The 21,870-nt window shown below is 46.8% G+C and carries 19 protein-coding genes and 1 pseudogene; 7 read left to right on the top strand and 13 right to left on the bottom strand.

Features of this window, described 5'->3' with window-relative positions:
- Positions 1-28: 28 nt before the first annotated feature.
- The 5 genes from PS053_RS01585 to PS053_RS01565 all read right to left on the bottom strand — a co-directional run bounded on the left by PS053_RS01585 (position 29) and on the right by PS053_RS01565 (position 7,635).
- Positions 29-1,639, bottom strand: a complete 1,611-nt coding sequence (locus PS053_RS01585) for a bifunctional metallophosphatase/5'-nucleotidase (protein ID WP_256879163.1) — start codon at positions 1,637-1,639, stop codon at positions 29-31.
- A gap of 22 nt (positions 1,640-1,661) precedes the next feature.
- On the bottom strand, positions 1,662-2,543 hold the full coding sequence (locus PS053_RS01580; protein ID WP_098401715.1) for a nucleoside-specific channel-forming protein Tsx: 882 nt from the start codon (positions 2,541-2,543) through the stop codon (positions 1,662-1,664).
- Between the two features lie 146 nt (positions 2,544-2,689).
- A complete protein-coding gene (locus PS053_RS01575) occupies positions 2,690-4,252 on the bottom strand; it encodes a bifunctional metallophosphatase/5'-nucleotidase (RefSeq protein ID WP_059253264.1) in 1,563 nt (520 codons plus the stop codon).
- A gap of 89 nt (positions 4,253-4,341) precedes the next feature.
- The gene (locus tag PS053_RS01570; protein WP_025237117.1) at positions 4,342-5,910 is read right to left on the bottom strand and encodes a bifunctional metallophosphatase/5'-nucleotidase; all 1,569 of its coding nucleotides are present in this window, start codon (positions 5,908-5,910) and stop codon (positions 4,342-4,344) included.
- A gap of 168 nt (positions 5,911-6,078) precedes the next feature.
- Complete coding sequence (locus tag PS053_RS01565; RefSeq protein ID WP_000694056.1) at positions 6,079-7,635, bottom strand: bifunctional metallophosphatase/5'-nucleotidase; 1,557 nt, start codon at positions 7,633-7,635, stop codon at positions 6,079-6,081.
- Positions 7,636-7,767: 132 nt separating this feature from the next.
- Here PS053_RS01565 and PS053_RS01560 point away from each other — a divergent pair, with 132 nt between their 5' ends.
- The gene (locus PS053_RS01560; RefSeq protein ID WP_000105541.1) at positions 7,768-8,898 is read left to right on the top strand and encodes a hypothetical protein; all 1,131 of its coding nucleotides are present in this window, start codon (positions 7,768-7,770) and stop codon (positions 8,896-8,898) included.
- A gap of 163 nt (positions 8,899-9,061) precedes the next feature.
- Here the strand turns inward: PS053_RS01560 and kdsA are convergent, their stop codons facing one another.
- Genes kdsA through hemA form a run of 6 tightly spaced genes read right to left on the bottom strand, consistent with a single transcriptional unit; the run spans position 9,062 to position 14,368 of the window.
- Entirely contained in the window at positions 9,062-9,916 is an 855-nt protein-coding gene (gene kdsA / locus PS053_RS01555; protein ID WP_000811072.1) for a 3-deoxy-8-phosphooctulonate synthase, read from the bottom strand.
- Between the two features lie 35 nt (positions 9,917-9,951).
- Entirely contained in the window at positions 9,952-10,761 is an 810-nt protein-coding gene (gene sirB1 / locus PS053_RS01550) for an invasion regulator SirB1 (RefSeq protein ID WP_001257036.1), read from the bottom strand.
- A 3-nt stretch (positions 10,762-10,764) separates the two neighbouring features.
- On the bottom strand, positions 10,765-11,157 hold the full coding sequence (gene sirB2, locus PS053_RS01545) for an invasion regulator SirB2 (protein WP_000202424.1): 393 nt from the start codon (positions 11,155-11,157) through the stop codon (positions 10,765-10,767).
- On the bottom strand, positions 11,154-11,987 hold the full coding sequence (prmC, locus tag PS053_RS01540; protein ID WP_000456443.1) for a peptide chain release factor N(5)-glutamine methyltransferase: 834 nt from the start codon (positions 11,985-11,987) through the stop codon (positions 11,154-11,156). Before prmC ends, sirB2 begins: the two co-directional genes overlap by 4 nt.
- Positions 11,987-13,069: a peptide chain release factor 1 gene (prfA, locus tag PS053_RS01535; RefSeq protein ID WP_025237121.1), complete on the bottom strand. Its 1,083-nt coding sequence runs from the start codon at positions 13,067-13,069 to the stop codon at positions 11,987-11,989. Before prfA ends, prmC begins: the two co-directional genes overlap by 1 nt.
- A gap of 42 nt (positions 13,070-13,111) precedes the next feature.
- Positions 13,112-14,368, bottom strand: coding sequence for a glutamyl-tRNA reductase (gene hemA, locus PS053_RS01530; protein ID WP_256879164.1), 1,257 nt, complete (start codon positions 14,366-14,368; stop codon positions 13,112-13,114).
- Positions 14,369-14,581: 213 nt separating this feature from the next.
- Here hemA and lolB point away from each other — a divergent pair, with 213 nt between their 5' ends.
- The 4 genes from lolB to dauA all read left to right on the top strand — a co-directional run bounded on the left by lolB (position 14,582) and on the right by dauA (position 18,958).
- Entirely contained in the window at positions 14,582-15,205 is a 624-nt protein-coding gene (gene lolB, locus PS053_RS01525; protein ID WP_001130712.1) for a lipoprotein insertase outer membrane protein LolB, read from the top strand.
- Entirely contained in the window at positions 15,205-16,056 is an 852-nt protein-coding gene (ispE, locus tag PS053_RS01520) for a 4-(cytidine 5'-diphospho)-2-C-methyl-D-erythritol kinase (RefSeq protein ID WP_001260352.1), read from the top strand. Before lolB ends, ispE begins: the two co-directional genes overlap by 1 nt.
- Positions 16,057-16,206: 150 nt before the next feature.
- The gene (gene prs / locus PS053_RS01515) at positions 16,207-17,154 is read left to right on the top strand and encodes a ribose-phosphate diphosphokinase (protein ID WP_001298109.1); all 948 of its coding nucleotides are present in this window, start codon (positions 16,207-16,209) and stop codon (positions 17,152-17,154) included.
- A gap of 124 nt (positions 17,155-17,278) precedes the next feature.
- Complete coding sequence (gene dauA, locus PS053_RS01510) at positions 17,279-18,958, top strand: C4-dicarboxylic acid transporter DauA (protein ID WP_072243827.1); 1,680 nt, start codon at positions 17,279-17,281, stop codon at positions 18,956-18,958.
- A gap of 58 nt (positions 18,959-19,016) precedes the next feature.
- Here the strand turns inward: dauA and ychH are convergent, their stop codons facing one another.
- The gene (gene ychH / locus PS053_RS01505; protein ID WP_000823885.1) at positions 19,017-19,295 is read right to left on the bottom strand and encodes a stress-induced protein YchH; all 279 of its coding nucleotides are present in this window, start codon (positions 19,293-19,295) and stop codon (positions 19,017-19,019) included.
- A gap of 277 nt (positions 19,296-19,572) precedes the next feature.
- On the opposite strand from ychH, the gene pth reads away from it, so the two are divergent.
- Complete coding sequence (gene pth / locus PS053_RS01500; RefSeq protein ID WP_085456167.1) at positions 19,573-20,157, top strand: aminoacyl-tRNA hydrolase; 585 nt, start codon at positions 19,573-19,575, stop codon at positions 20,155-20,157.
- 116 nt (positions 20,158-20,273) lie between these two features.
- Positions 20,274-21,365 carry a redox-regulated ATPase YchF gene (gene ychF / locus PS053_RS01495; protein ID WP_000505869.1) on the top strand — a complete coding sequence of 364 codons (1,092 nt, stop codon included), beginning with the start codon at positions 20,274-20,276 and terminating at the stop codon, positions 21,363-21,365.
- Between the two features lie 160 nt (positions 21,366-21,525).
- On the opposite strand, the pseudogene PS053_RS01490 reads toward ychF, so the two are convergent.
- Positions 21,526-21,864, bottom strand: a pseudogene (locus tag PS053_RS01490) (helix-turn-helix domain-containing protein); the annotation flags it as partial.
- Positions 21,865-21,870: the final 6 nt, after the last annotated feature.

Raw genomic sequence — 21,870 nt, 5'->3', positions numbered from 1 at the left:
GAATTGCATCATCAAGATTGATTTTTTATTATTTACTGGCGTTAACTCGCATTTCATTAATCTGTGCCGGAACTATTTTGTGCCCTGATTTCAAATAATCAATCACAACATCGGACATATTATGTCCAGCACGAACTTGTACATTTTTTCCTTCCTTAAATGCCAGAAAACCATCGCCACCCAGTGCAAGAAACGTCGTTGTTGCAACATGATAAGTCTCTGTATCCACAACCGCTTTACCGTTGATTGTGAAAGATTCTATTCTCTGACCTACTGGTTTTTGCGGGATATAATGCATTTCAGCTCCCTTTGACATCTGTAATATGCCGTTGGTGAGCGATGCACCATGTTCCATCAGGTTACGCAGATCTTTGCCGCTGAGATCCATTTCCGTAAGTTCATTCTTAAAGGGAAATGTGCTGGTAATATCACCAAAGGTAATGGGGCCAGCATTGATATCCGCACGTAAACTGCCGGAATTGATCAGTGCAATCTGCGCATTCGGTGCAGCAACAAGCATTGCATCCGTAAACAGGTTGCCAAGTTGTGATGATTCACCATAGGCACGCGTTAACGTGACAGGTGATTCACCGACCGGCTGGCGCACGATATCTGCCAGTTTTTTATTCCAGCCATCAATAACTTTCTGAGTTGTCGGATCAGGTTTCCATTCATCCGCATAAAGTGTTTTCAACTCAAAGCTTTTCACTTTATGGGTATGGGCGGCAGGATCTACATTGAGCACCAATTTTCCTACATCAATACCGCCGCTGTCGGTCGAAAGGATTAATGTATTTCCCACTTTGATAGGTTCAGGTGTTCCTACATGGGCATGTCCGGTAATGAGAATATCAAGGCCTTTGACCTTACTTGCAGTCTGAATATCTGTATCCAGCGCACGCCTGACATCGGTGTTACCGATACTGGACTGACGCGCCGGAACACCTTCGTGGATGAGAGCGACCGTAATGTCAACTTTCCCTCGTAGTTCATCCAGATAATGCTGCAGATATTTCACCTCATCGCGAGACTCAATCCCCTGATTCTTGAGACTGGCCGCTGATTTATCAAAGCGATTGTTGTTATCGTTATCGAGTCCCTGGATTGAGAGCTCTGAAATTGTGTCATTAAATGCAAACACACCGTGCAGTCCAATAACGCCAATCTTTACACCGTCCTTTTCCAGAATAGTGTATGGTTTATTCCAGAACGGTATTTCACTGTCCTTATGGAAGACATTTCCCAATAAAACGGGGAAGTTTGCCTTACTTAACTGTCGGAGAAGGTTATCCCAACCATGGTCGAATTCATGATTACCAATGGATACCACATCAAAGGGCATGGTATTCATAATATCGATTATTGCCTGCCCCTTTGTCAGACTACTGATATATGGACCGGTAAAATAGTCACCCGCATCAAAATAAAAGGTAGCTTTATTTTTTGATTTTTCTTGTTTTACTAATGTTGTTATATTAGCGAATCCACCGATTGCTCGTTTACCGTCTGCAACATACGGGAGTTTGTATGTATCAACATGAGCATGGAGATCGTTAGTATAAATAATAGTAACCTCTTTTGCACAAGCCCAGAGTGGTAGTGTCAGCAGGATACCCGCAGCAATATTTTTTATTTTCATAACCAATCCCTTTCAAAGTTATTTAAAAAGTATACCCGACAGTTAAATAATATGCCCATCCTGTTGAATCTATTGTGGTCATTTCTCCTTTACTATTAAATGCGTTACTCCCTTCATCAAATTGCCCGCCATGATAAAAATAGCGAAGAGTTGCGCCATAACTCCAGTGAGAATAAACCAGACTGAGTACATGTGTGGAAACTATTGAGTTATTTGTACGAGAATAAAACTGTTGTTTACCACCTGATTCTTCTTTTAAGTCCGAACCAAAATCGAAATTAGTAAAACCGACATAATTTAATTTACCACCCCAAACGGTAGTAATCGGAACAACATATTTTACTTTGAAACGATAACCATCCCATTCATTCTCATTAGCAGCATTATAATTGTTTCCTTGATATTTAGCATAGATGTTTGCAGACAACATCATCGGTAGCCCTGTATCAATATCAGTCCCTAATCCCATGTACCAGGTACTCTGACGCTGCCCTTCATTCGTTCCTGCATCGTAGATATAATTATTAGCAAAATACCATTCTTTAAATGGACCAAAACTTAAGTCTAATCCCGTTAATTTGTCGATACTAAAACGCGGCTCTATTTCCATAAAAAATGGTGAGCCGTTATCCCAAATACCAATGTCATTATCATTTCCTAAACCAAAAAATTTAGGTAAATCCGCATAACCATAGAAATCAAACCAATCCACATGAGCCCATGCGCGATATTCTGGATATAGATCTGATCTTTTCTGTGGCCCAAAGCGAGTAGAATTACTTCCTACTATATTAATACTTTGATGCCACCAGCCAGACAAATATTCATTATCTCCAGAATCGGCAAATGTTACCACGGGCAACAATATAAATGCTCCTGATAAAAGATATTTTATTTTTTGCATACGTATAACTCCTTCCACTGAGGCTTATTAAAAATACTATTCCTGTAATAAATAACACACATCACGTTCTTTAATACTTTGCTATTATATGATTGAGATATATTAATATCTCAACCATAACTGATGTTACTGCTAATTCATTGAGCCTATTTAGCTGCGCTTACATCAACTACCCTCATTTCAAGATCAGGTTTTAATGGACTATGCGCCTTAATATAATCAATAATCGATTCTGCAGAGGTGGTGCTGCTAATAGTTTTGACATTCGTTCCTTTTAAGAAGGTCTCAAATCCATCGCCACCTGTCGCACAAAATGAGTGTGTAGCAACACGATATGTTTTCGTTGGATCTATTGGTTGATTATTAATAGTGAATTTAATAATCCGTTCCCCTAAAGGTTTTTTACTATCGTATTCAACATGAACGCTTTTTGATACTTGTAAAATTCCATTAGTGAGATTAGTTGCGTGAACCATTAAATCGATAAGTTCCTTTCCGGTAAGATCCATCTCAACAAGTTCATTATTAAATGGGAAGGTAGTAATTACATCACCATACGTTAAATTCCCTTGAGGGAAATCAGCACGCAACCCGCCACTGTTTTGTAATCCTATAACAGCATCTGGAGCTTTAGCCATCATGGCATCAAGGACTAAATTACCAACAGGCGATGATTCACCATAAGAACGAGTAAATGGCGCCATTGTTGTCCCAATAACCTGATCAGTGATACTTTTCAACTTAGCATTCCACTTATCAATTCTGGCCTGAACTTTAGGATCGGGTTTATATTCGTCAGCAAATACAGTGATTAATTTACCGTCATAGCCATCAATTTTTTTAGTCTTAGGATTAAAATCTAATACTAATTTACCAATATCAGTACCATACGCATCCGTTGAAACAACGAGTGTATCATTAACTTTAATTGGCTCTGGCGTCCCCACATGAGCATGTCCTGTGATTAAAACATCAATACCCTTAAATTTCTTTGCGGTATCGATATCGGCTTGCAGCATTCTGGCGACATCTTTATTTCCATAGCTTGATTGCCGTGCAGGCGTACCTTCGTGGATAAGCAGCACGATGATATCAACTTTACCCTTTAACGCATCAAGCCCTTTTTGAATATAAGGCACTTCATCACGCGCTTCTGAACCAGCGTAAGCCTTAGCCGCAACAGTGTCATAAAATGCAAATTTTTGGTGTATTCCAATTACACCAATTTTTGTGCCATTTCTTTCGACAATCGTCCAGGGTTTATTCCAGACAGGTTTGTTACTGTTGGTATAAAAAACATTACCCAACAAAACCGGGAAGTTCGCTTTTGATAACTGCTTAACCATATTATCGACGCCATGGTCAAATTCATGGTTCCCCACCGACACCGCATCAAAAGGCATGGTATTCATAATGTCAATAATTGCTTCACCTTTGGTCAGGGTGCTGATATATGGCCCGGTAAAGTAATCTCCCGCATCAAAGAAAAACACATCTTTGCTCTTTTTCCTGGCATCATTCACGATGGTTGCAATATTAGCAAAGCCACCTACTGCACGTTCCTTATCAACGAAGGGGAGCTTTCCGGGAGAAACATGAGCATGTAAATCATTGGTATAATAGATAGTCACATCCTTCGCATTAATTGGCGAAACTAACACGGTGGACAAACATAATGTAATCAGACTGAACTTTGTTTTTATCTTCATAACCAATCCCTTTCGGTTTTATGAAAAACACAGTGTTTTATTAAAGGGCTTATATGGGTATATAGGCCCTTTTTTATTTTATCTATAACTCAATTTTTACTATTCGTATTTGCAATATCTGTAACACGTTTAGTTTCATCAGGAGTGACAATATCATGTTCTTTAAAATAACTAATCAATGCTCCAGAATTAGAGCTTCCAGGTATTGTTTTACGATTTTTGCCCGTGACAAAAGCCTGGTATCCATCTCCTCCACTGGCACAAAAAGAGTTTGTGACGACGCGATATGTTTTGCTGTCCTGAATCGATTTCCCATCGATAGTAAATGAAATGATTCTTTCATTTAGCGGCTTTTTGCTGCTGTAAGTCACTTTTACATTTTTAGAAACCTGCAAAGCGCCGTTTGTAAGATTAGTTGCATGAATCATGAGAGATATTAAATCTTTACCCGTTAGATCCATCTCAACCAGTTCATCATTGAATGGATAAGTGCTGATTACATCCCCAAACGTAACTTCCCCTTTAGGTATATCAGCGCGGAGGCCACCACTATTCTGGAAACCTACAACAGCATCAGTCGATTGTGCCATTGTCGCATCCAGCATCAGGTTTCCAAGCGGGGATGATTCCCCATAAGAGCGTGTCAGTACATTCGCTGAGTGACCAATAACCTGGCTGGTAATTGTTTTAAGTTTTTTCTCCCACTTATCAATTTCTTTTTGTACATTAGGATCTGGTTTATATTGATCAGCAAAAAGCGTAATTAATTTACCGTTATAACTTTCGATTTTTTTCGTTTCGGGATTAAAGTTCAGTACTAATTTACCCAAATCAGTTGCATAAGCATCGGTAGACACGATTAAAGTATTATTAGCTTTAAGCGGTACAGGTGTACCAACATGTGCGTGACCAGTGATGAGTACGTCTATGCCATCAACTTTTTTAGCAGTATCAATATCAGCCTGAAGTAAACGAGCAACATCACTATTACCAAAACTCGATTGTCTACCCGGAACACCTTCGTGAGCAAGTAATACAATTAGATCAACATGTTTTGCTTTTAACTCTGCAATAGATTGTTTTAACTCTGGTACTTCATCCCTGGCTTCAACATCTTCAATCATTTTTGCCGCAATGGTATCGTAAAAAGCAAACCGGCTATGCATGCCAATAACGCCAATTTTTAAATTGTTTTTCTCAATGATCGTCCACGGTCTATCAATGACCCGCTTATCGCTATTTTTATAATAAACATTATTCAACAATACGGGGAAATTCGTGATTTTAGCTAATTGAGCAACCATGTTAGGTGTACCATGATCAAACTCATGATTACCCACAGAGACTGCATCATAGGGCATAGTGTTTAATATATCGACGATAGCTTCGCCTTTCGTTAATATACTAATATATGGTCCTGTAAAGTAATCTCCGGCATCAAAGAAGAAAACATTTTTATCATTTTGTTTTGCTTGATTGACAATACCAGCAATAGTTGCAAATCCCCCAACGGGACGACTTTTGTCCACAACGGTGTTGATCCATGGATTAACATGCGCATGTAAGTCGTTAGTATAAAAAAGAGTAATTTCTTCCGCAAATAAGCCTTGTGCAAAAAACAGAGAAGATATTACTGGTATTAGTAATTTTCTACGCATTATAGATACCTTTTTTATTTAAAATAATACCTGCCACCACCTCCTCTGGAGGTGGTGAAGGGATAATAATAAATTTATTTAAAAATCATCTCTAAAGATAATAAATATCCTGTGAGCCCTATCTATTAATAAGTTACTGTAATACAGAACGCAGTACATCAAGCGTATTTATTTCTTCACATCAGCAACACGCATACCGTTAAGTTGTTCGTCCGTAATGGCATTACCCGCCTTGAAATAATCAACCACTGCATGGTAGACATAATAACCCCCCGTTGTGTTGCGCGCTTTACCCTCAGTAAACGTGGTAAAACCATCGCCGCCATCAGCAAGGAAGCTTTGGGTAGCAATATGGTAAATCGTTGCATCCTCAATCGGCTTATTATTAAGCGTAAGCTCGACGACACGTTGACCGATTGGTTTACTGCTGTCGTACTTCATTTCCATGCCTTTAGATACTTGCAAAATCCCATTACTCAGGCTGGCTCCGTGCTCCATCAAACTACGTAATTGTTTACCAGTGAGATCCATCGTAGTCAGTTCATTAGGGAACGGAAACGTACTGATGACGCCTCCCATCGTAATTGCACCCGCGGGGATCTCATTGCGGATACCGCCAGAGTTGGTTAACGCTAATTGTGTATCTTTACCTGCTGCTGCCAGCAAAGCATCCGCTGCCAGGTTCCCCAGTGACGCGGATTCACCATAAGCGCGCGTTAATTCAACCGGCGACTGCGCTACAGTTTGTTGCACAATTTCATCGAGTTTCTTATTCCAGCCATCAATAACTGACTTCGTTTGTGGGTCAGGTTTCCACTCATCTGCATAAATGGTTTTCAGCTCAAAATTTTTCACCGTAAAGTGATGCGGTTTATCTTTGTAATCCAGTACCAGTTTTCCAACATCAATACCACCACTGTCGGTTGACAGAATTAATGTATTACCGACTTTAATCGGTTCCGGTGTACCAACGTGCGCATGTCCGGTAATCAGAATATCCAATCCTTTTACCTGTCCTGCAGTCTGAATATCTTTATCCAGCGCACGACGTACATCAGTACTCCCCATACTGGATTGACGAGCTGGCACGCCCTCATGGACCAGCAGCACGGTCAAATCAACGTTACCTTTTAGTTCGTCGATATAATGTTGCAGCCATTTAATTTCATCTCTGGCTTCAATACCTACGCGTGTCGCGGCGGAAACAGTATCATTAAATGCAAATACGCCGTGTAAACCTATTACACCAATTTTCACACCATCTTTCTCAATAATGGTATAAGGTTTATCCCACAATGTTTTGCTGCTGTTCTGATAAAATATATTTCCCTGCACAATTGGGAATTTCGCCTGACTAAGCTGTAATAACGTATTGTCCCAGCCATGATCGAATTCATGATTTCCCATTGTCACAGCATCAAATGGCATGGTATTCATGATATCAATAATTGCTTTGCCCTTAGTGAGGCTACTAATATACGGTCCGGTAAAATAATCCCCGGCATCCAAAAACCATGTTGCCTTATTTTTTGCTTTTTCCTGTTTTACCAGAGTAGTGATGTTTGCCCAACCACCAATATCCCGTTTGCCATCAGCAATCCATGGCACTTTATAAGGTTCCACATGCGCATGGAGATCATTGGTATAAATAATCGTGACATCCTTTGCACAGGCCCAAAATGGTAATGCCAACAGAATACCCACAGTAATTATTTTTATCTTCATAACCCGTTCCTTTCAGTTATATAAAGATTTGTTACTTTACGTTTTGAAAAGTTTCTTTATGTGAGTCTGCTCACACTACCTATCAAGAGTTACAGGGCAGAATCAACGACCTCTTGAAATCGTTGGTGGCTTATGTCGACACTATTTACAATTAATACCTGCAAAACGTTTGGTTGTCGCAATTTAGGGTTACCAACATCTGCTGATTACAGTTGGCCAGACTACAGGCTGGGATATCCAGCATTGCACTGCCAGGCATGTGGAAGTTACCCTCCCCTGTTTGATGGGCAACAATTTCGTGACTGGCTATCGGCATACTTAACTGCATATGCTTGTAAAACCGGTCTTTTTTGTCCCGTCTGTTACAGCAAAGAAATTATTTGCTATGGTCATAATCCACAGGGAACACAGCGCGTTCAGTGTCGCGTCTGCAAAAAAGTCTGGACGCCCAAACAGCTTTTACAAAGAGAAATAGCACCACCAGAACGAATTGAAACGGTTCCTCTTATTGTGCCTTTTCAAGGAGAGAGCGCGGGCCAGAAACTGTATGTTCTGCTCACCTTTGATACCACACGTGGCAATATTCTTCACCTCTCCACTAATTTTACTCAGCATCCGATCGGGGAAACGTTGCGTTATTGCTGGAAAGGACATGTTGAGCCTGATTTGCATCATAGTGACATCGTACAACGCGTTGATATGCGCAATACGCAATTTCTAAACCGCAGCCAGTTCGATGAAATTCAGTATGGAAGTGCGGTGCTCAAACGCAATGCCAGAGGTGCGATTCTGCGTCCGGTTATCGCTACGCATGGGCATTTTCGTTTACTGAGTATCCTCTATCCAGAGGTGAAGATACACGTCATTTCGCATGAATGCTTTCTTAGAGGCGCAGCCATTACTGCCTGGGCAGAGCAATTTCGCCAACGGCAGGGGGAGCTTTGGTTTGTAGAAGAGGAGATAAATGACAGTGACATTTATACGCCCTGGTATTTTCAGGGAATAACGTATCATGGCTGGTGGAAAAATCAGTGGCAACTATGGGTGCAAGAAAAGAATCGTAAAATGACCTGCCCATTAACAGGCGGAGATAATAATAATGCTAAAACGCTCTCTTTAGCAGCCAGCAGGCGCTTTATCCACACGATGCAAACAGCGCTTACCCACAACGCTCAATTATCTGCAGGGCATGTAACGCAAATACTGTTTTCCCTGGTACAGAGTTACAACAGTAAACTTACAGCAACAACTTCTGGTCATTAATATTCGCCTTAATCTCCTCTGCAATAAGGCCCCGATCTACGTTCGTGTAACGCGAAAACGAACATCAGGCTACCGTAATGACAACTTACGGCCTTTCTGTATCTGACAGACATAAAAAAGCCCTACCAAATAGCGGTAAGGCTTTTGATTTCAAAGCAAGAAATTACTTGCTGGTATCCAGCTCTTCGAAGCCTTTAACCAGTTCGTCAATCGCTTTCATTTGCTTGAGGAATGGTTCCAGTTTTGCTAATGGCAGCGCGGATGGGCCGTCACATTTCGCGTGATCCGGGTCGGGATGCGCTTCAATGAACAGACCAGCCAGTCCCACAGCCATCCCCGCGCGCGCCAGTTCGGCAACCTGCGCACGACGACCGCCGGAAGCGGCACCAAACGGATCGCGGCATTGCAGCGCGTGGGTAACGTCGAAAATTACCGGGGCGTTACCGGATACTTTTTTCATCACGCTAAAGCCCAGCATGTCTACAACCAGGTTGTCGTAGCCGAAGTTAGCACCACGATCGCAAAGAATCACTTTTTCGTTGCCGCCTTCTTTGAATTTATCAACAATGTTACCCACCTGGCCAGGGCTGACAAACTGCGGTTTCTTAACGTTAATTACCGCACCAGTTTTAGCCATAGCTTCTACCAGGTCAGTCTGGCGAGCCAGAAACGCCGGAAGCTGGATCACGTCAACCACATCAGCAACAGGTTGCGCCTGGCTTGGTTCGTGAACGTCAGTAATAATTTTCACACCAAACGTTTGTTTCAGCTCCTGGAAGATTTTCATCCCTTCCTCCAGTCCTGGTCCACGATAAGAGTGGATGGAGGAACGGTTGGCTTTGTCAAAAGAGGCTTTGAACACGTAAGGGATACCCAGTTTCTGGGTCACGGTTACGTAGTGTTCGCAAATGCGCATCGCCAGATCGCGAGACTCCAGCACGTTCATACCGCCAAACAGCACAAACGGCAGGTCATTTGCTACGTTGATGTCGCCAATGCTAACCACTTTTTGTTTCATAGGATCGCCTTAATCTTGAGTAAAATGTCGATTAATTAATGCAGCACAATATGTTTATGCGCGATGTTATTAATTTGCGCGCGAATCATTTCGCTGATCGGGTCTTCTGGACATTGTTCAACGAAATAACTTAAGTCATTCAACGCAACGTGTTCGCAATCCAGTTGCGCGTAAATCAACCCGCGATCGCGTATTTCATACGGATCTTCCGGGTTAAATTGTAATAAAGCTTCGCTGGTACGTAGCGCCAGCTCCATCTGATTTTCTTCCATCAGCGATGCTTTGAGTGTATCCAGCAATTTGCGGATTACCTCAATATTATCGGCTTCATCAAGGTCTTCATAAAACAGCTCTGCGGACGGGCTAATATTTCCCTTCAGCCATACATCCAGCATATGCTCGCTTAATGATTCACCGTTGAAAGGGTTAATCAGCCAGATTTCACCGTCCGGGCATTCAATGCGCAATATAAGCTGCGTTGGGAAAATTACCGGCAATAAAGGCAAATCGAGACAATTAGCGACCCACAATAAAATAGCGCCTAATGATACCGCACTGCCCTGCCGATTTTTAAGCACCTGGTCCAGCCATAATGCATCGGAGAGACGATAAACCCCGCGCGAGGCTTTAAACCCCCACTCGCCGTAAAACAGCGCAATCAGTTTTTCCATCTGCTCTTCTAAAGGCAGAAGCGGGCTAATTTCTTCCTTCGCCAGACTAACGAGACGCTCCAGTTCGTCGTAAACATCTTGCGAGGGAAAATCGCGGCGAATTGCTTCGCAAGCCAGGATCATGCCTTCGCACAACGGTGCTTTGTTAAATTCGAAATCAGCTAACGATCTCATGACTTACCCCAGTAACGGTACTTTTGTGGTGGCGAGTTTAATGATGATGTACAGCACCACCAGCGCCAGCGGGAAGGCAATGATGCGCACCTGCTGACTGCGCACCCGACGGTAATCGAGTGCAATAAAACCCAAAACGATGTAAATGATAACTCCAAACAGCTTTTCAGTCAGCCATTCAGCCTGCCCGGAAAATGGCAGGATGTGCGCTTTAGCCATCAACGCGATGCCGCTAAGCAATAACAGCGTGTCAACAACCGGCGGCACAATACGGGTCCAGCGAGCACAGGCTTGAGGATGCTCAGAATAACGTAGCCAGAAGCGCAGGGCCAGAAGTCCAACAGAAAGCACGATGCTAATAAGATGAACGCCTGGCAACGTGATGAGACTTGTCATCGATAATAGCGACCAAGCGTCACGCGCTCGTTACCACCGTAGTCACGACAGGTTTCAACTTCACAATATCCCGCCCGAATAAATGCCTGTCGCACCGCTTCACCCTGCTGCCAACCGTGTTCCAGTAGCAGAAATCCGCCGGATACCAGCGCATTACGTGACTGTTCAATGATGTGTACGATATCCGCCATTCCACTATCCGCTGCAACCAGCGCCGACAACGGCTCAAAGCGAACATCGCCTTGTTGAAGATGAGGGTCTTGCTCATCAATGTACGGAGGATTACTGACAATCATTGCAAACTGCTGCCCAACAAGCGCGCTAAACCAGTCGCTTTGCAGAATGTGGATATTTTTGATCGTCAGATGCCGGGCATTGCGCTTTGCAAGCTCGACGGCATCCGGCATTCGATCAACCGCCGTAATATCACAATCCGTGCGCTCGCTGGCCAGTGCCAGGGCAATCGCCCCGGTGCCTGTACCGAGATCGAGAATGCGACAAGGCTGCTCAGGCAAGCGTACCAGCGCCTGTTCTACCAGACATTCAGTATCCGGGCGTGGAATTAAGGTCGCTGGCGAAACAAATAGCGGCAACGACCAGAACTCACGCACACCGGTTAAATGGGCAACAGGTTCACCGGCACGACGACGGGCTAACAACACGTCCAGTTGCTCACGCTGAGCGTCAGTCAGTTGCGTTTCGCCAAAGGCAAGAATCCAGGTACGCCCTTTGCCGGTAACATGTTCCAGCAAAATTTCAGCGTCGCGCCGCGGACTCTCGCTCGACTGAAGTTGATTTATCGCTTCACGTAACCAGTGTTGATATTCCATTATTCCTGCTCAGACAATGCCGCCAGTTGGTCGGCCTGATGTTCCTGGACAATTGGCTCAATCAGCATATCCAGCTTACCTTCCATCACTTCATCCAGTCGGTAGAGCGTCAGGTTGATGCGGTGATCGGTGACGCGCCCCTGCGGAAAGTTGTATGTCCGGTTACGATCGCTGCGATCGCCGCTGCCCAACAGGTTACGACGGGTAGATGCTTCCGCCTGCTGGCGTTTCGCCATTTCTGCCGCATGAATACGTGCCCCCAGCACTGAAAGCGCTTTAGCTTTGTTTTTGTGCTGCGAACGTTCATCCTGACACTCAACAACAATGCCGGTCGGCAAGTGAGTAATACGGATTGCCGAATCGGTGGTGTTAACGTGCTGCCCCCCCGCTCCCGAAGAACGGAAGGTATCAATGCGCAAATCCGCCGGGTTAATATCCGGCAGTTCCGCTTCGGGCAGTTCCGGCATCACCGCGACAGTACAGGCGGAAGTGTGAATACGCCCCTGTGATTCTGTGGCCGGAACACGCTGCACGCGATGACCGCCAGATTCAAATTTCAGGCGGCCATACACACCGTCGCCGCTGATTTTGGCGATGATCTCTTTATAACCACCATGTTCGCCTTCACTGGCGCTCATAATTTCTACTCGCCAGCGACGAGTTTCCGCATAGCGGCTGTACATCCGAAACAGATCGCCAGCAAACAGCGCGGCTTCATCACCGCCGGTTCCGGCGCGTACTTCAAGAAAAGCATCGCGTTCGTCATCAGGATCTTTCGGCAGCAGAAGAACCTGTAACTGTTGCTCCAGTTGTTCGCTTTTCTCTTTCGCTTCACGCAGTTCATCCTGCGCCATCTCACGCATTTCAGGATCGTCGAGCATCATCTGTGCGGTTTCGATATCTTCCTGAACCTGTTGCCAGTCGGTAAAACAACGTGAAACATCACTTAACTGCGCATATTCACGTGATAACGCGCGAAAACGATCCTGGTCGGCGATGGTTTGCGCATCACCCAGCAGCGCCTGAACTTCTTCATGGCGTTCATGCAGGGCTTCCAGTTTGGCAACGATAGAAGGCTTCATAGGCGTAAATGCACCCTGTAAAAAAAAGAAAATGGTGTGCTGCTACTCCAGCCCGAGGCTGTCGCGCAGAATATTCAGGCGTTCGTTATCCCCGTCACGGGCGGCCTGTTGAAGTGATTTCGTTGGTGCATGGATCAGGCGGTTAGTCAGTTTCCATGCCAGATCCTGCATAATGGTTTGCGCATCACCGCCCTGTTCAAGGGCCGCTAGCGCTTTAGCGGTTAACTCATCACGAACCTGTTCTGCCTGGCTGCGATACTCGCGAATGGTTTCACTGGCGCTTTGTGAACGCAACCACGCCATAAATTCGCTGGCCTCCTGGGCGACGATAGTCTCCGCCTCCACGGCAGCCGCTTTCCGTTGCGCCAGATTGTGCGAAATAATGCTTTGTAGATCATCAACGCTGTAAAGGTAGGCATTCGCCAGTTTGCCGACTTCCGGCTCAACATCGCGCGGAACGGCAATATCCACCAGCAACATCGGTTGGTTGCGACGACTTTTTAAGGCACGCTCGACCATACCTTTACCAATAATCGGTAATGGGCTGGCAGTGGAACTAATGATGATATCGGCTTCACGCAGACGCTCATCAATATCACTCAAGGCAATCACTTCTGCACCGACTTCATCTGCCAGAATCTGCGCACGTTCGCGAGTGCGGTTGGCGATAATCATCTTCTGCACTTTGTGTTCACGCAGATGACGCGCCACCAGCTCGATGGTTTCGCCCGCGCCAACCAGTAATACTGTGACCGTAGAAAGCGATTCAAAAATCTGTCGCGCCAGCGTACAAGCGGCAAACGCAACAGAAACGGCGCTGGCGCCAATATCCGTTTCAGTACGGACGCGTTTCGCCACAGAGAATGATTTCTGGAACATGCGCTCCAGAGCGCTGGCGTTCAGATGGCCTTTATGTGAATCAGCAAAGGCTTTTTTCACCTGACCAAGAATTTGCGGTTCACCAAGAACCAGAGAATCCAGACCACTGGCTACGCGCATCAAATGACTGACTGCGTCGTTATCCTGATGCCAGTAGAGACTGTTGCGCAGATCTTCTTCGTTGAGATTATGGTAATCGCATAACCAACGAATCAGCACCTCTTGCAGGTTATCCTGCTCTTCAACGCTAAGATAAAGTTCTGTGCGGTTACACGTTGAAAGCACCACGCCGCCCTGCACCATCGGCTGCGCGAGCAGGCTGTCCAGCGCCTCATCGAGCTTGTCCGGCGAAAACGAAACACGTTCTCGCAGCGATACAGGTGCCGTTTTATGGTTGATACCAAGTGCTAAAAGGGTCATGTCTGCGGGAAATAATACCAACGTTGATAGGGTTAGTCTGCTCGCATCATACAGGATGCGCGAGATCAATAAAAGAGAGCGCCTCCTTTTGGAGTAATTACCTAAACCCGTTAGATTCTGGTAATTAAGACAACTTGAACATAGACGATAGCGGGCGGTAACGCTAGCATTAAGAGTTATAACTGCAACGAATCTCAAGGACTTGTCATCATTATGCCCCTGCCCGAATTTCGCCTTATCCGCCTGCTGCCGCTGGCGGCTCTTGTGCTCACCGCCTGTTCCGTTACTACGCCAAAAGGTCCCGGTAAAAGCCCGGATTCACCACAGTGGCGTCAGCATCAGCAAGAAGTACGTAATCTTAATCAATATCAGACGCGCGGTGCATTTGCGTATATTTCCGACCAGCAGAAAGTGTATGCCCGCTTCTTCTGGCAACAAACTGGTCAGGATCGCTACCGTCTGCTGCTGACTAACCCATTGGGCAGCACCGAACTGGAGCTGAATGCGCAACCGGGTAATGTACAGTTAGTCGACAATAAAGGTCAGCGTTATACCGCTGATGACGCCGAAGAAATGATTGGCAAACTCACCGGAATGCCGATTCCGCTTAACAGTCTGCGGCAGTGGATCCTGGGTTTACCCGGCGATGCGACCGACTACAAACTGGACGATCAATATCGTCTGAGTGAAATTACCTATAGCCAGAATGGCAAAAACTGGAAAGTTGTGTACGGCGGTTATGACACCAAAACGCAACCAGCAATGCCAGCCAATATGGAACTGACTGAAGGCGGTCAGCGCATCAAATTAAAAATGGATAACTGGATAGTGAAATAATGCGGACTCAGTGGCCCTCTCCGGCAAAACTCAATCTGTTTTTATACATTACCGGTCAGCGTGCGGACGGTTACCACACGCTGCAGACGTTATTTCAATTTCTTGATTACGGCGACACTATCAGTATTGAACCTCGCTACGACGGAGAGATTCGCCTGTTAACACCCGTTGCGGGAGTGGCGGATGAAGATAACCTGATCGTGCGAGCAGCGCGGTTGCTGATGAAAACAGCGGCTGCCAGCGGGCGACTTCCGGCGGGAAGCGGTGCAAATATCAGCATTGAAAAACGTTTGCCAATGGGCGGCGGTCTGGGCGGCGGCTCGTCTAATGCAGCCACCGTTCTGGTGGCGCTGAATCAGCTCTGGCAGTGTGGGCTAAGCGTTGATGAGCTGGCAGAAATCGGCCTGACGCTGGGCGCGGATGTACCCGTGTTTGTCCGCGGACATGCTGCTTTTGCCGAAGGGGTTGGCGAAATTTTAACGCCGGCGAATCCGCCAGAGAAGTGGTATCTGGTAGCGCACCCTGGTGTGAGTATTCCTACGCCAGTGATTTTTAAAGATCCTGAACTCCCCCGCAACACGCCAAAAAGGTCAATAGAAACGTTGCTAAAATGTGAATTCAGCAATGATTGCGAGGTTATCGCAAGAAAACGTTTTCGCGAGGTTGATGCGGCGCTTTCCTGGCTGTTAGAATACGCCCCGTCGCGCCTGACTGGGACAGGGGCCTGTGTCTTTGCTGAATTTGATACAGAGTCTGAAGCCCGCCAGGTGCTAGAGCAAGTCCCGGAATGGCTCAATGCCTTTGTGGCGAAAGGTGCAAATCTTTCCCCATTGCACAAAGCCATGCTTTAAGCCGGGCAAGCTGAGTTTCGGTGACAACGTCACCTTGTTCCAGACGTTGCATCGCGCTCTTTAATACACCGCCTGGAAAGAGTACTGCCTGGCCCGCACAGTTTTCGGCAGATTCTTTCCACCAATGGACGCATGCCTGAGGTTCTTCTCGTGCCTGATATGAAGCTTTTTGCTGGTAACGCCACCCCGGAACTAGCACAACGTATTGCCAACCGCCTGTACACTTCACTCGGCGACGCCGCTGTAGGTCGCTTTAGCGACGGCGAAGTCAGCGTACAAATCAACGAAAATGTACGCGGTGGTGATATTTTCATCATCCAGTCCACTTGTGCCCCTACTAACGACAACCTGATGGAATTAGTCGTTATGGTTGATGCCCTGCGTCGTGCTTCCGCAGGTCGTATCACCGCTGTTATCCCCTACTTTGGCTATGCGCGCCAGGACCGCCGCGTCCGCTCCGCTCGTGTACCAATCACTGCGAAAGTGGTTGCAGATTTCCTCTCCAGCGTCGGTGTTGACCGTGTGCTGACTGTGGATCTGCACGCTGAGCAGATTCAGGGTTTCTTCGACGTTCCTGTTGATAACGTATTTGGTAGCCCGATCCTGCTGGAAGACATGCTGCAGCTGAATCTGGATAACCCGATTGTGGTTTCTCCAGACATCGGCGGCGTTGTGCGTGCCCGCGCTATCGCTAAGCTACTGAACGATACCGATATGGCAATCATCGATAAACGTCGTCCACGTGCGAACGTTTCTCAGGTGATGCATATCATCGGTGACGTTGCAGGTCGTGACTGCGTACTGGTCGATGACATGATCGACACTGGCGGTACGCTGTGTAAAGCTGCTGAAGCCCTGAAAGAACGTGGTGCTAAACGTGTATTTGCGTACGCGACACACCCGATCTTCTCTGGCAATGCAGCGAACAATCTGCGTAACTCTGTAATTGATGAAGTCGTTGTCTGCGATACCATTCCGCTGAGCGATGAAATCAAATCACTGCCGAACGTGCGTACTCTGACTCTGTCAGGTATGCTGGCCGAAGCGATTCGTCGTATCAGCAACGAAGAATCGATTTCTGCTATGTTCGAACACTAATCGAACCCGGCTCAAAGACCCGCTGCGGCGGGTTTTTTTGTCTGTAATATCCATTTGTATGACCTATGCCTCCTTCACCTGCCATTCAGTTGACAGATGATGCGCTCACGGATGAAACATTATTGTGAACAAAATATTCTCTCCACATGTGATGCCTTTCCGCGCTCTCATCGACGCTTGCTGGAAAGAAAAATATACCGCTGCACGCTTTACCCGTGACCTGATAGCCGGGATAACCGTCGGGATTATTGCTATCCCGCTGGCAATGGCGTTGGCAATTGGCAGTGGCGTTGCTCCGCAGTACGGTTTATATACCGCCGCTGTTGCGGGGATTGTTATTGCTCTGACAGGCGGGTCGCGCTTTAGCGTCTCCGGTCCGACTGCGGCATTTGTGGTCATTCTCTATCCCGTTTCGCAACAGTTTGGCCTGGCAGGACTCCTGGTTGCGACGTTACTGTCAGGGATCTTTTTGATTCTGATGGGGCTGGCACGCTTCGGTCGCCTGATTGAGTATATTCCGGTTTCCGTCACCTTAGGTTTCACCTCGGGTATCGGGATCACCATCGGTACTATGCAGATTAAAGATTTTCTCGGTCTGCAAATGGCCCATGTCCCGGAACATTATCTCCAGAAAGTCGGGGCATTATTTATGGCGCTACCGACCATTAACGTGGGCGATGCGGCCATTGGGGTCGTAACGCTTGGGGTTCTGGTTTTCTGGCCGCGCCTGGGCATTCGTTTACCGGGCCATCTTCCGGCATTGCTGGCGGGTTGCGCGGTCATGGGGATTGTTAATCTACTTGGCGGACACGTTGCCACTATCGGTTCACAATTCCACTACGTACTGGCCGATGGTTCCCAGGGTAACGGGATCCCGCAACTACTGCCACAACTGGTACTGCCGTGGGACCTCCCTAATTCAGAATTCACGCTAAGCTGGAACTCCATTCGTACTCTGCTGCCTGCGGCATTTTCCATGGCAATGCTCGGAGCGATCGAATCTCTGCTCTGCGCCGTGGTACTGGATGGTATGACCGGAACTAAGCACAAAGCGAACAGCGAACTGGTCGGTCAGGGACTGGGGAATATTATCGCCCCGTTCTTTGGCGGCATCACCGCTACTGCTGCAATCGCTCGTTCTGCCGCTAACGTTCGCGCCGGTGCGACCTCGCCAATCTCGGCGGTGATTCACTCTATTCTGGTTATTCTCGCCCTGCTGGTACTGGCTCCGCTGCTCTCCTGGCTACCACTTTCTGCAATGGCTGCCCTGCTGTTGATGGTAGCGTGGAATATGAGTGAAGCGCATAAAGTGATCGATTTGCTACGCCATGCACCGAAAGATGACATTATCGTCATGCTGTTATGTATGTCGTTAACCGTGCTGTTTGATATGGTTATCGCTATCAGCGTGGGAATTGTTCTGGCATCGCTGTTGTTTATGCGCCGCATCGCCCGCATGACGCGCCTGGCGCCGATAGCTGCAGATGTTCCTGATGATGTGCTGGTATTGCGCGTTATCGGTCCGCTGTTTTTCGCTGCGGCTGAAGGTTTATTCACTGACTTAGAATCTCGCATTGAAGGTAAGCGCGTTGTTATTTTGAAATGGGATGCGGTGCCGGTTCTGGATGCCGGGGGACTTGATGCGTTCCAGCGCTTTGTGAAACGCCTGCCGCAAGGATGTGAACTACGCGTTTGTAATGTAGAATTCCAGCCGCTGCGTACAATGGCTCGCGCCGGTATTCAACCGATTCCGGGACGTCTGACATTCTTCCCGAATCGCAGTGCGGCAATGGCTGATTTGTAAAAAGGTATGAAGTTGACCAGTCAGCGCAAACTGACTGGTCAGAAAACTGCATTACTTGCTAACTATGACGGCGATTGTCACTACGGCGGCAACGTTTGTCATAGTGGCGAACCCACCAGTAACGATCGCACACCTGTTCATGCCCACCGACACGGGCACCCGCCAGCCAGAGAATGGCACCGACGAAAATACTCAGCACTGCGCCATGTGCAAAATACTGTGGCATATTAAACTGCGGTAGCTGGTTGAGAATTGAATATCCCACACCGACCACCATGACCACCAGACCCAACCCCATAAGCACGTTACCGAGCAGCGAAGCGTTTTTGCGTTTCATATGTCACCTCCGGAACTTTCTGGGTTGTAACAGGGACTTCCCCCTCATCCTTATGAGTAAAGTATAGGCAACCCTCTGAGGCTTATGTGCGCTCGTGATCACAATTACAACCCTTATTTCAACAAAACTTTACAAATAACTGTCTGAACACCCTGACTTTCTAATAATCTATAAAAGCAATTATTTCGTTATCTGCGTTTAACTCGCTGTTTTTTGTCAAGCGGGGCCACAACCAGTAAACTACGCGCCAGTTATGTACTCACTCAGGACAAAAAACGTGACGATTAAATTGATTGTCGGACTGGCGAACCCCGGCGCTGAATACGCCGCAACGCGACATAATGCTGGCGCCTGGTTCGTTGACTTACTGGCAGAGCGCTTACGCGCCCCCTTACGGGAAGAAGCTAAATTCTTCGGTTATACCTCACGAGTCACTCTCGGAGGTGAAGATGTCCGCCTGTTAGTTCCGACCACATTTATGAATCTCAGCGGCAAAGCCGTCACTGCGATGGCCAGTTTCTTCCGTATCAACCCGGATGAAATTTTGGTTGCGCACGACGAACTGGATTTGCCCCCTGGCGTTGCCAAATTTAAATTGGGCGGCGGCCATGGTGGTCACAATGGACTGAAGGACATCATCAGTAAATTGGGTAATAACCCTAACTTTCACCGTTTACGCATCGGAATTGGTCATCCGGGCGATAAAAACAAAGTTGTCGGTTTTGTCCTGGGCAAACCGCCTGTTAGTGAACAGAAGTTAATTGATGAAGCCATCGACGAAGCGGCACGTTGTACCGAAATGTGGTTTACAGAGGGTTTGACCAAAGCAACGAACCGATTGCACGCCTTTAAGGCGCAATAAGTCGTTGTCTGCGGCATTTTTGCCGAGTGCCGTGTATAATAGGCAAAGTTATTTCCATTTCTGCAATCTGTTTACAATAACAGGTTGATTATTAAGATATTAAGGTGATTTAAATCATGGGATTCAAATGCGGTATCGTCGGTTTGCCCAACGTCGGGAAATCCACCCTGTTCAACGCGCTGACCAAAGCCGGTATTGAAGCGGCCAACTTTCCATTCTGCACTATCGAGCCGAACACAGGCGTCGTGCCAATGCCCGACCCACGCCTGGATCAACTGGCTGAAATCGTAAAACCGCAGCGTACGCTTCCCACTACCATGGAATTTGTCGATATCGCCGGTCTGGTAAAAGGCGCCTCGAAAGGTGAAGGTCTGGGTAACCAGTTCCTGACAAACATTCGTGAAACCGAAGCGATCGGTCACGTTGTTCGCTGCTTTGAAAATGACAACATCATTCACGTTTCCGGCAAAGTTAATCCGGCAGATGATATTGAAGTTATCAATACCGAGCTGGCACTGGCGGATCTCGACACCTGTGAACGCGCGATTCACCGCGTACAGAAGAAAGCCAAAGGCGGCGATAAAGACGCGAAAGCCGAACTGGCGGTACTGGAAAAATGCCTGCCGCAACTGGAAAACGCAGGCATGTTGCGCGCACTGGATTTAAGCGCAGAAGAAAAAGCGGCTATTCGTTATTTGAGCTTCCTGACGCTGAAACCAACGATGTACATCGCCAACGTCAACGAAGACGGTTTTGAAAACAACCCGTATCTCGATCAGGTACGTGAAATCGCTGCGAAAGAAGGTTCCGTTGTCGTTCCGGTTTGTGCTGCGGTTGAAGCAGACATTGCTGAACTGGACGACGAAGAACGCGAAGAGTTTATGCAAGAGCTGGGATTGGAAGAGCCGGGGCTGAACCGCGTGATTCGTGCCGGTTATAAACTACTGAACCTGCAGACCTACTTCACTGCTGGGGTGAAAGAAGTACGTGCATGGACTATTCCGGTTGGCGCAACCGCACCGCAGGCTGCTGGCAAAATCCACACCGATTTTGAAAAAGGCTTTATCCGCGCACAAACCATCTCGTTTGAAGATTTCATCACTTACAAAGGTGAACAAGGCGCGAAAGAAGCAGGCAAAATGCGGGCAGAAGGTAAAGAGTACATCGTAAAAGACGGCGATGTAATGAACTTCCTGTTCAACGTCTAATAGCCGCCCGTTATCTCGGGAATATCGCTATTCATTAGCCATTATGTGTACTGCACATAATGGCTTTTTTGTAGCGATAACAATGCATTATGCAGTTCTGACATTCAGTAAAAGACGGCATTTATTACCCTGTTATAGTTAGAGGGTAATGACTCCCCCGCTATCTCCTTCGCTTAAACTGACTGACATCAATGCCGTGCTGCTTCATTTTTCGCCACAGGGTCGTACGGCCGATCTCAAGTAAAGCCGACATTTCCTGAATACGACCGCCTGTGACCTGTGCTGCGTTAATAATCGCCTCCTTTTCGATTTCCGCAAATGACAGACTGGTGGAAAGGTGTGTCGCGCTGACATCCTCTGTCGCCTGCTCGGTAAACAGATGTTCAGGCAAATCACTGACACGAATGCGCCCGTTATCGCTACTCAGCGCAAGATTCTCGATGACGCTATAAAGCTCAAAATCGTTGCCAGGCCATGCACAGGAAACCAGGCGAGATACAACCGG

Source organism: Escherichia albertii, from assembly GCF_028622335.1.
Classification (GTDB): Bacteria; Pseudomonadota; Gammaproteobacteria; order Enterobacterales; family Enterobacteriaceae; genus Escherichia; species Escherichia albertii.
Note: the sequence above shows the minus strand (reverse complement) of the source record. Positions and strands in the feature narration are given on the sequence as shown.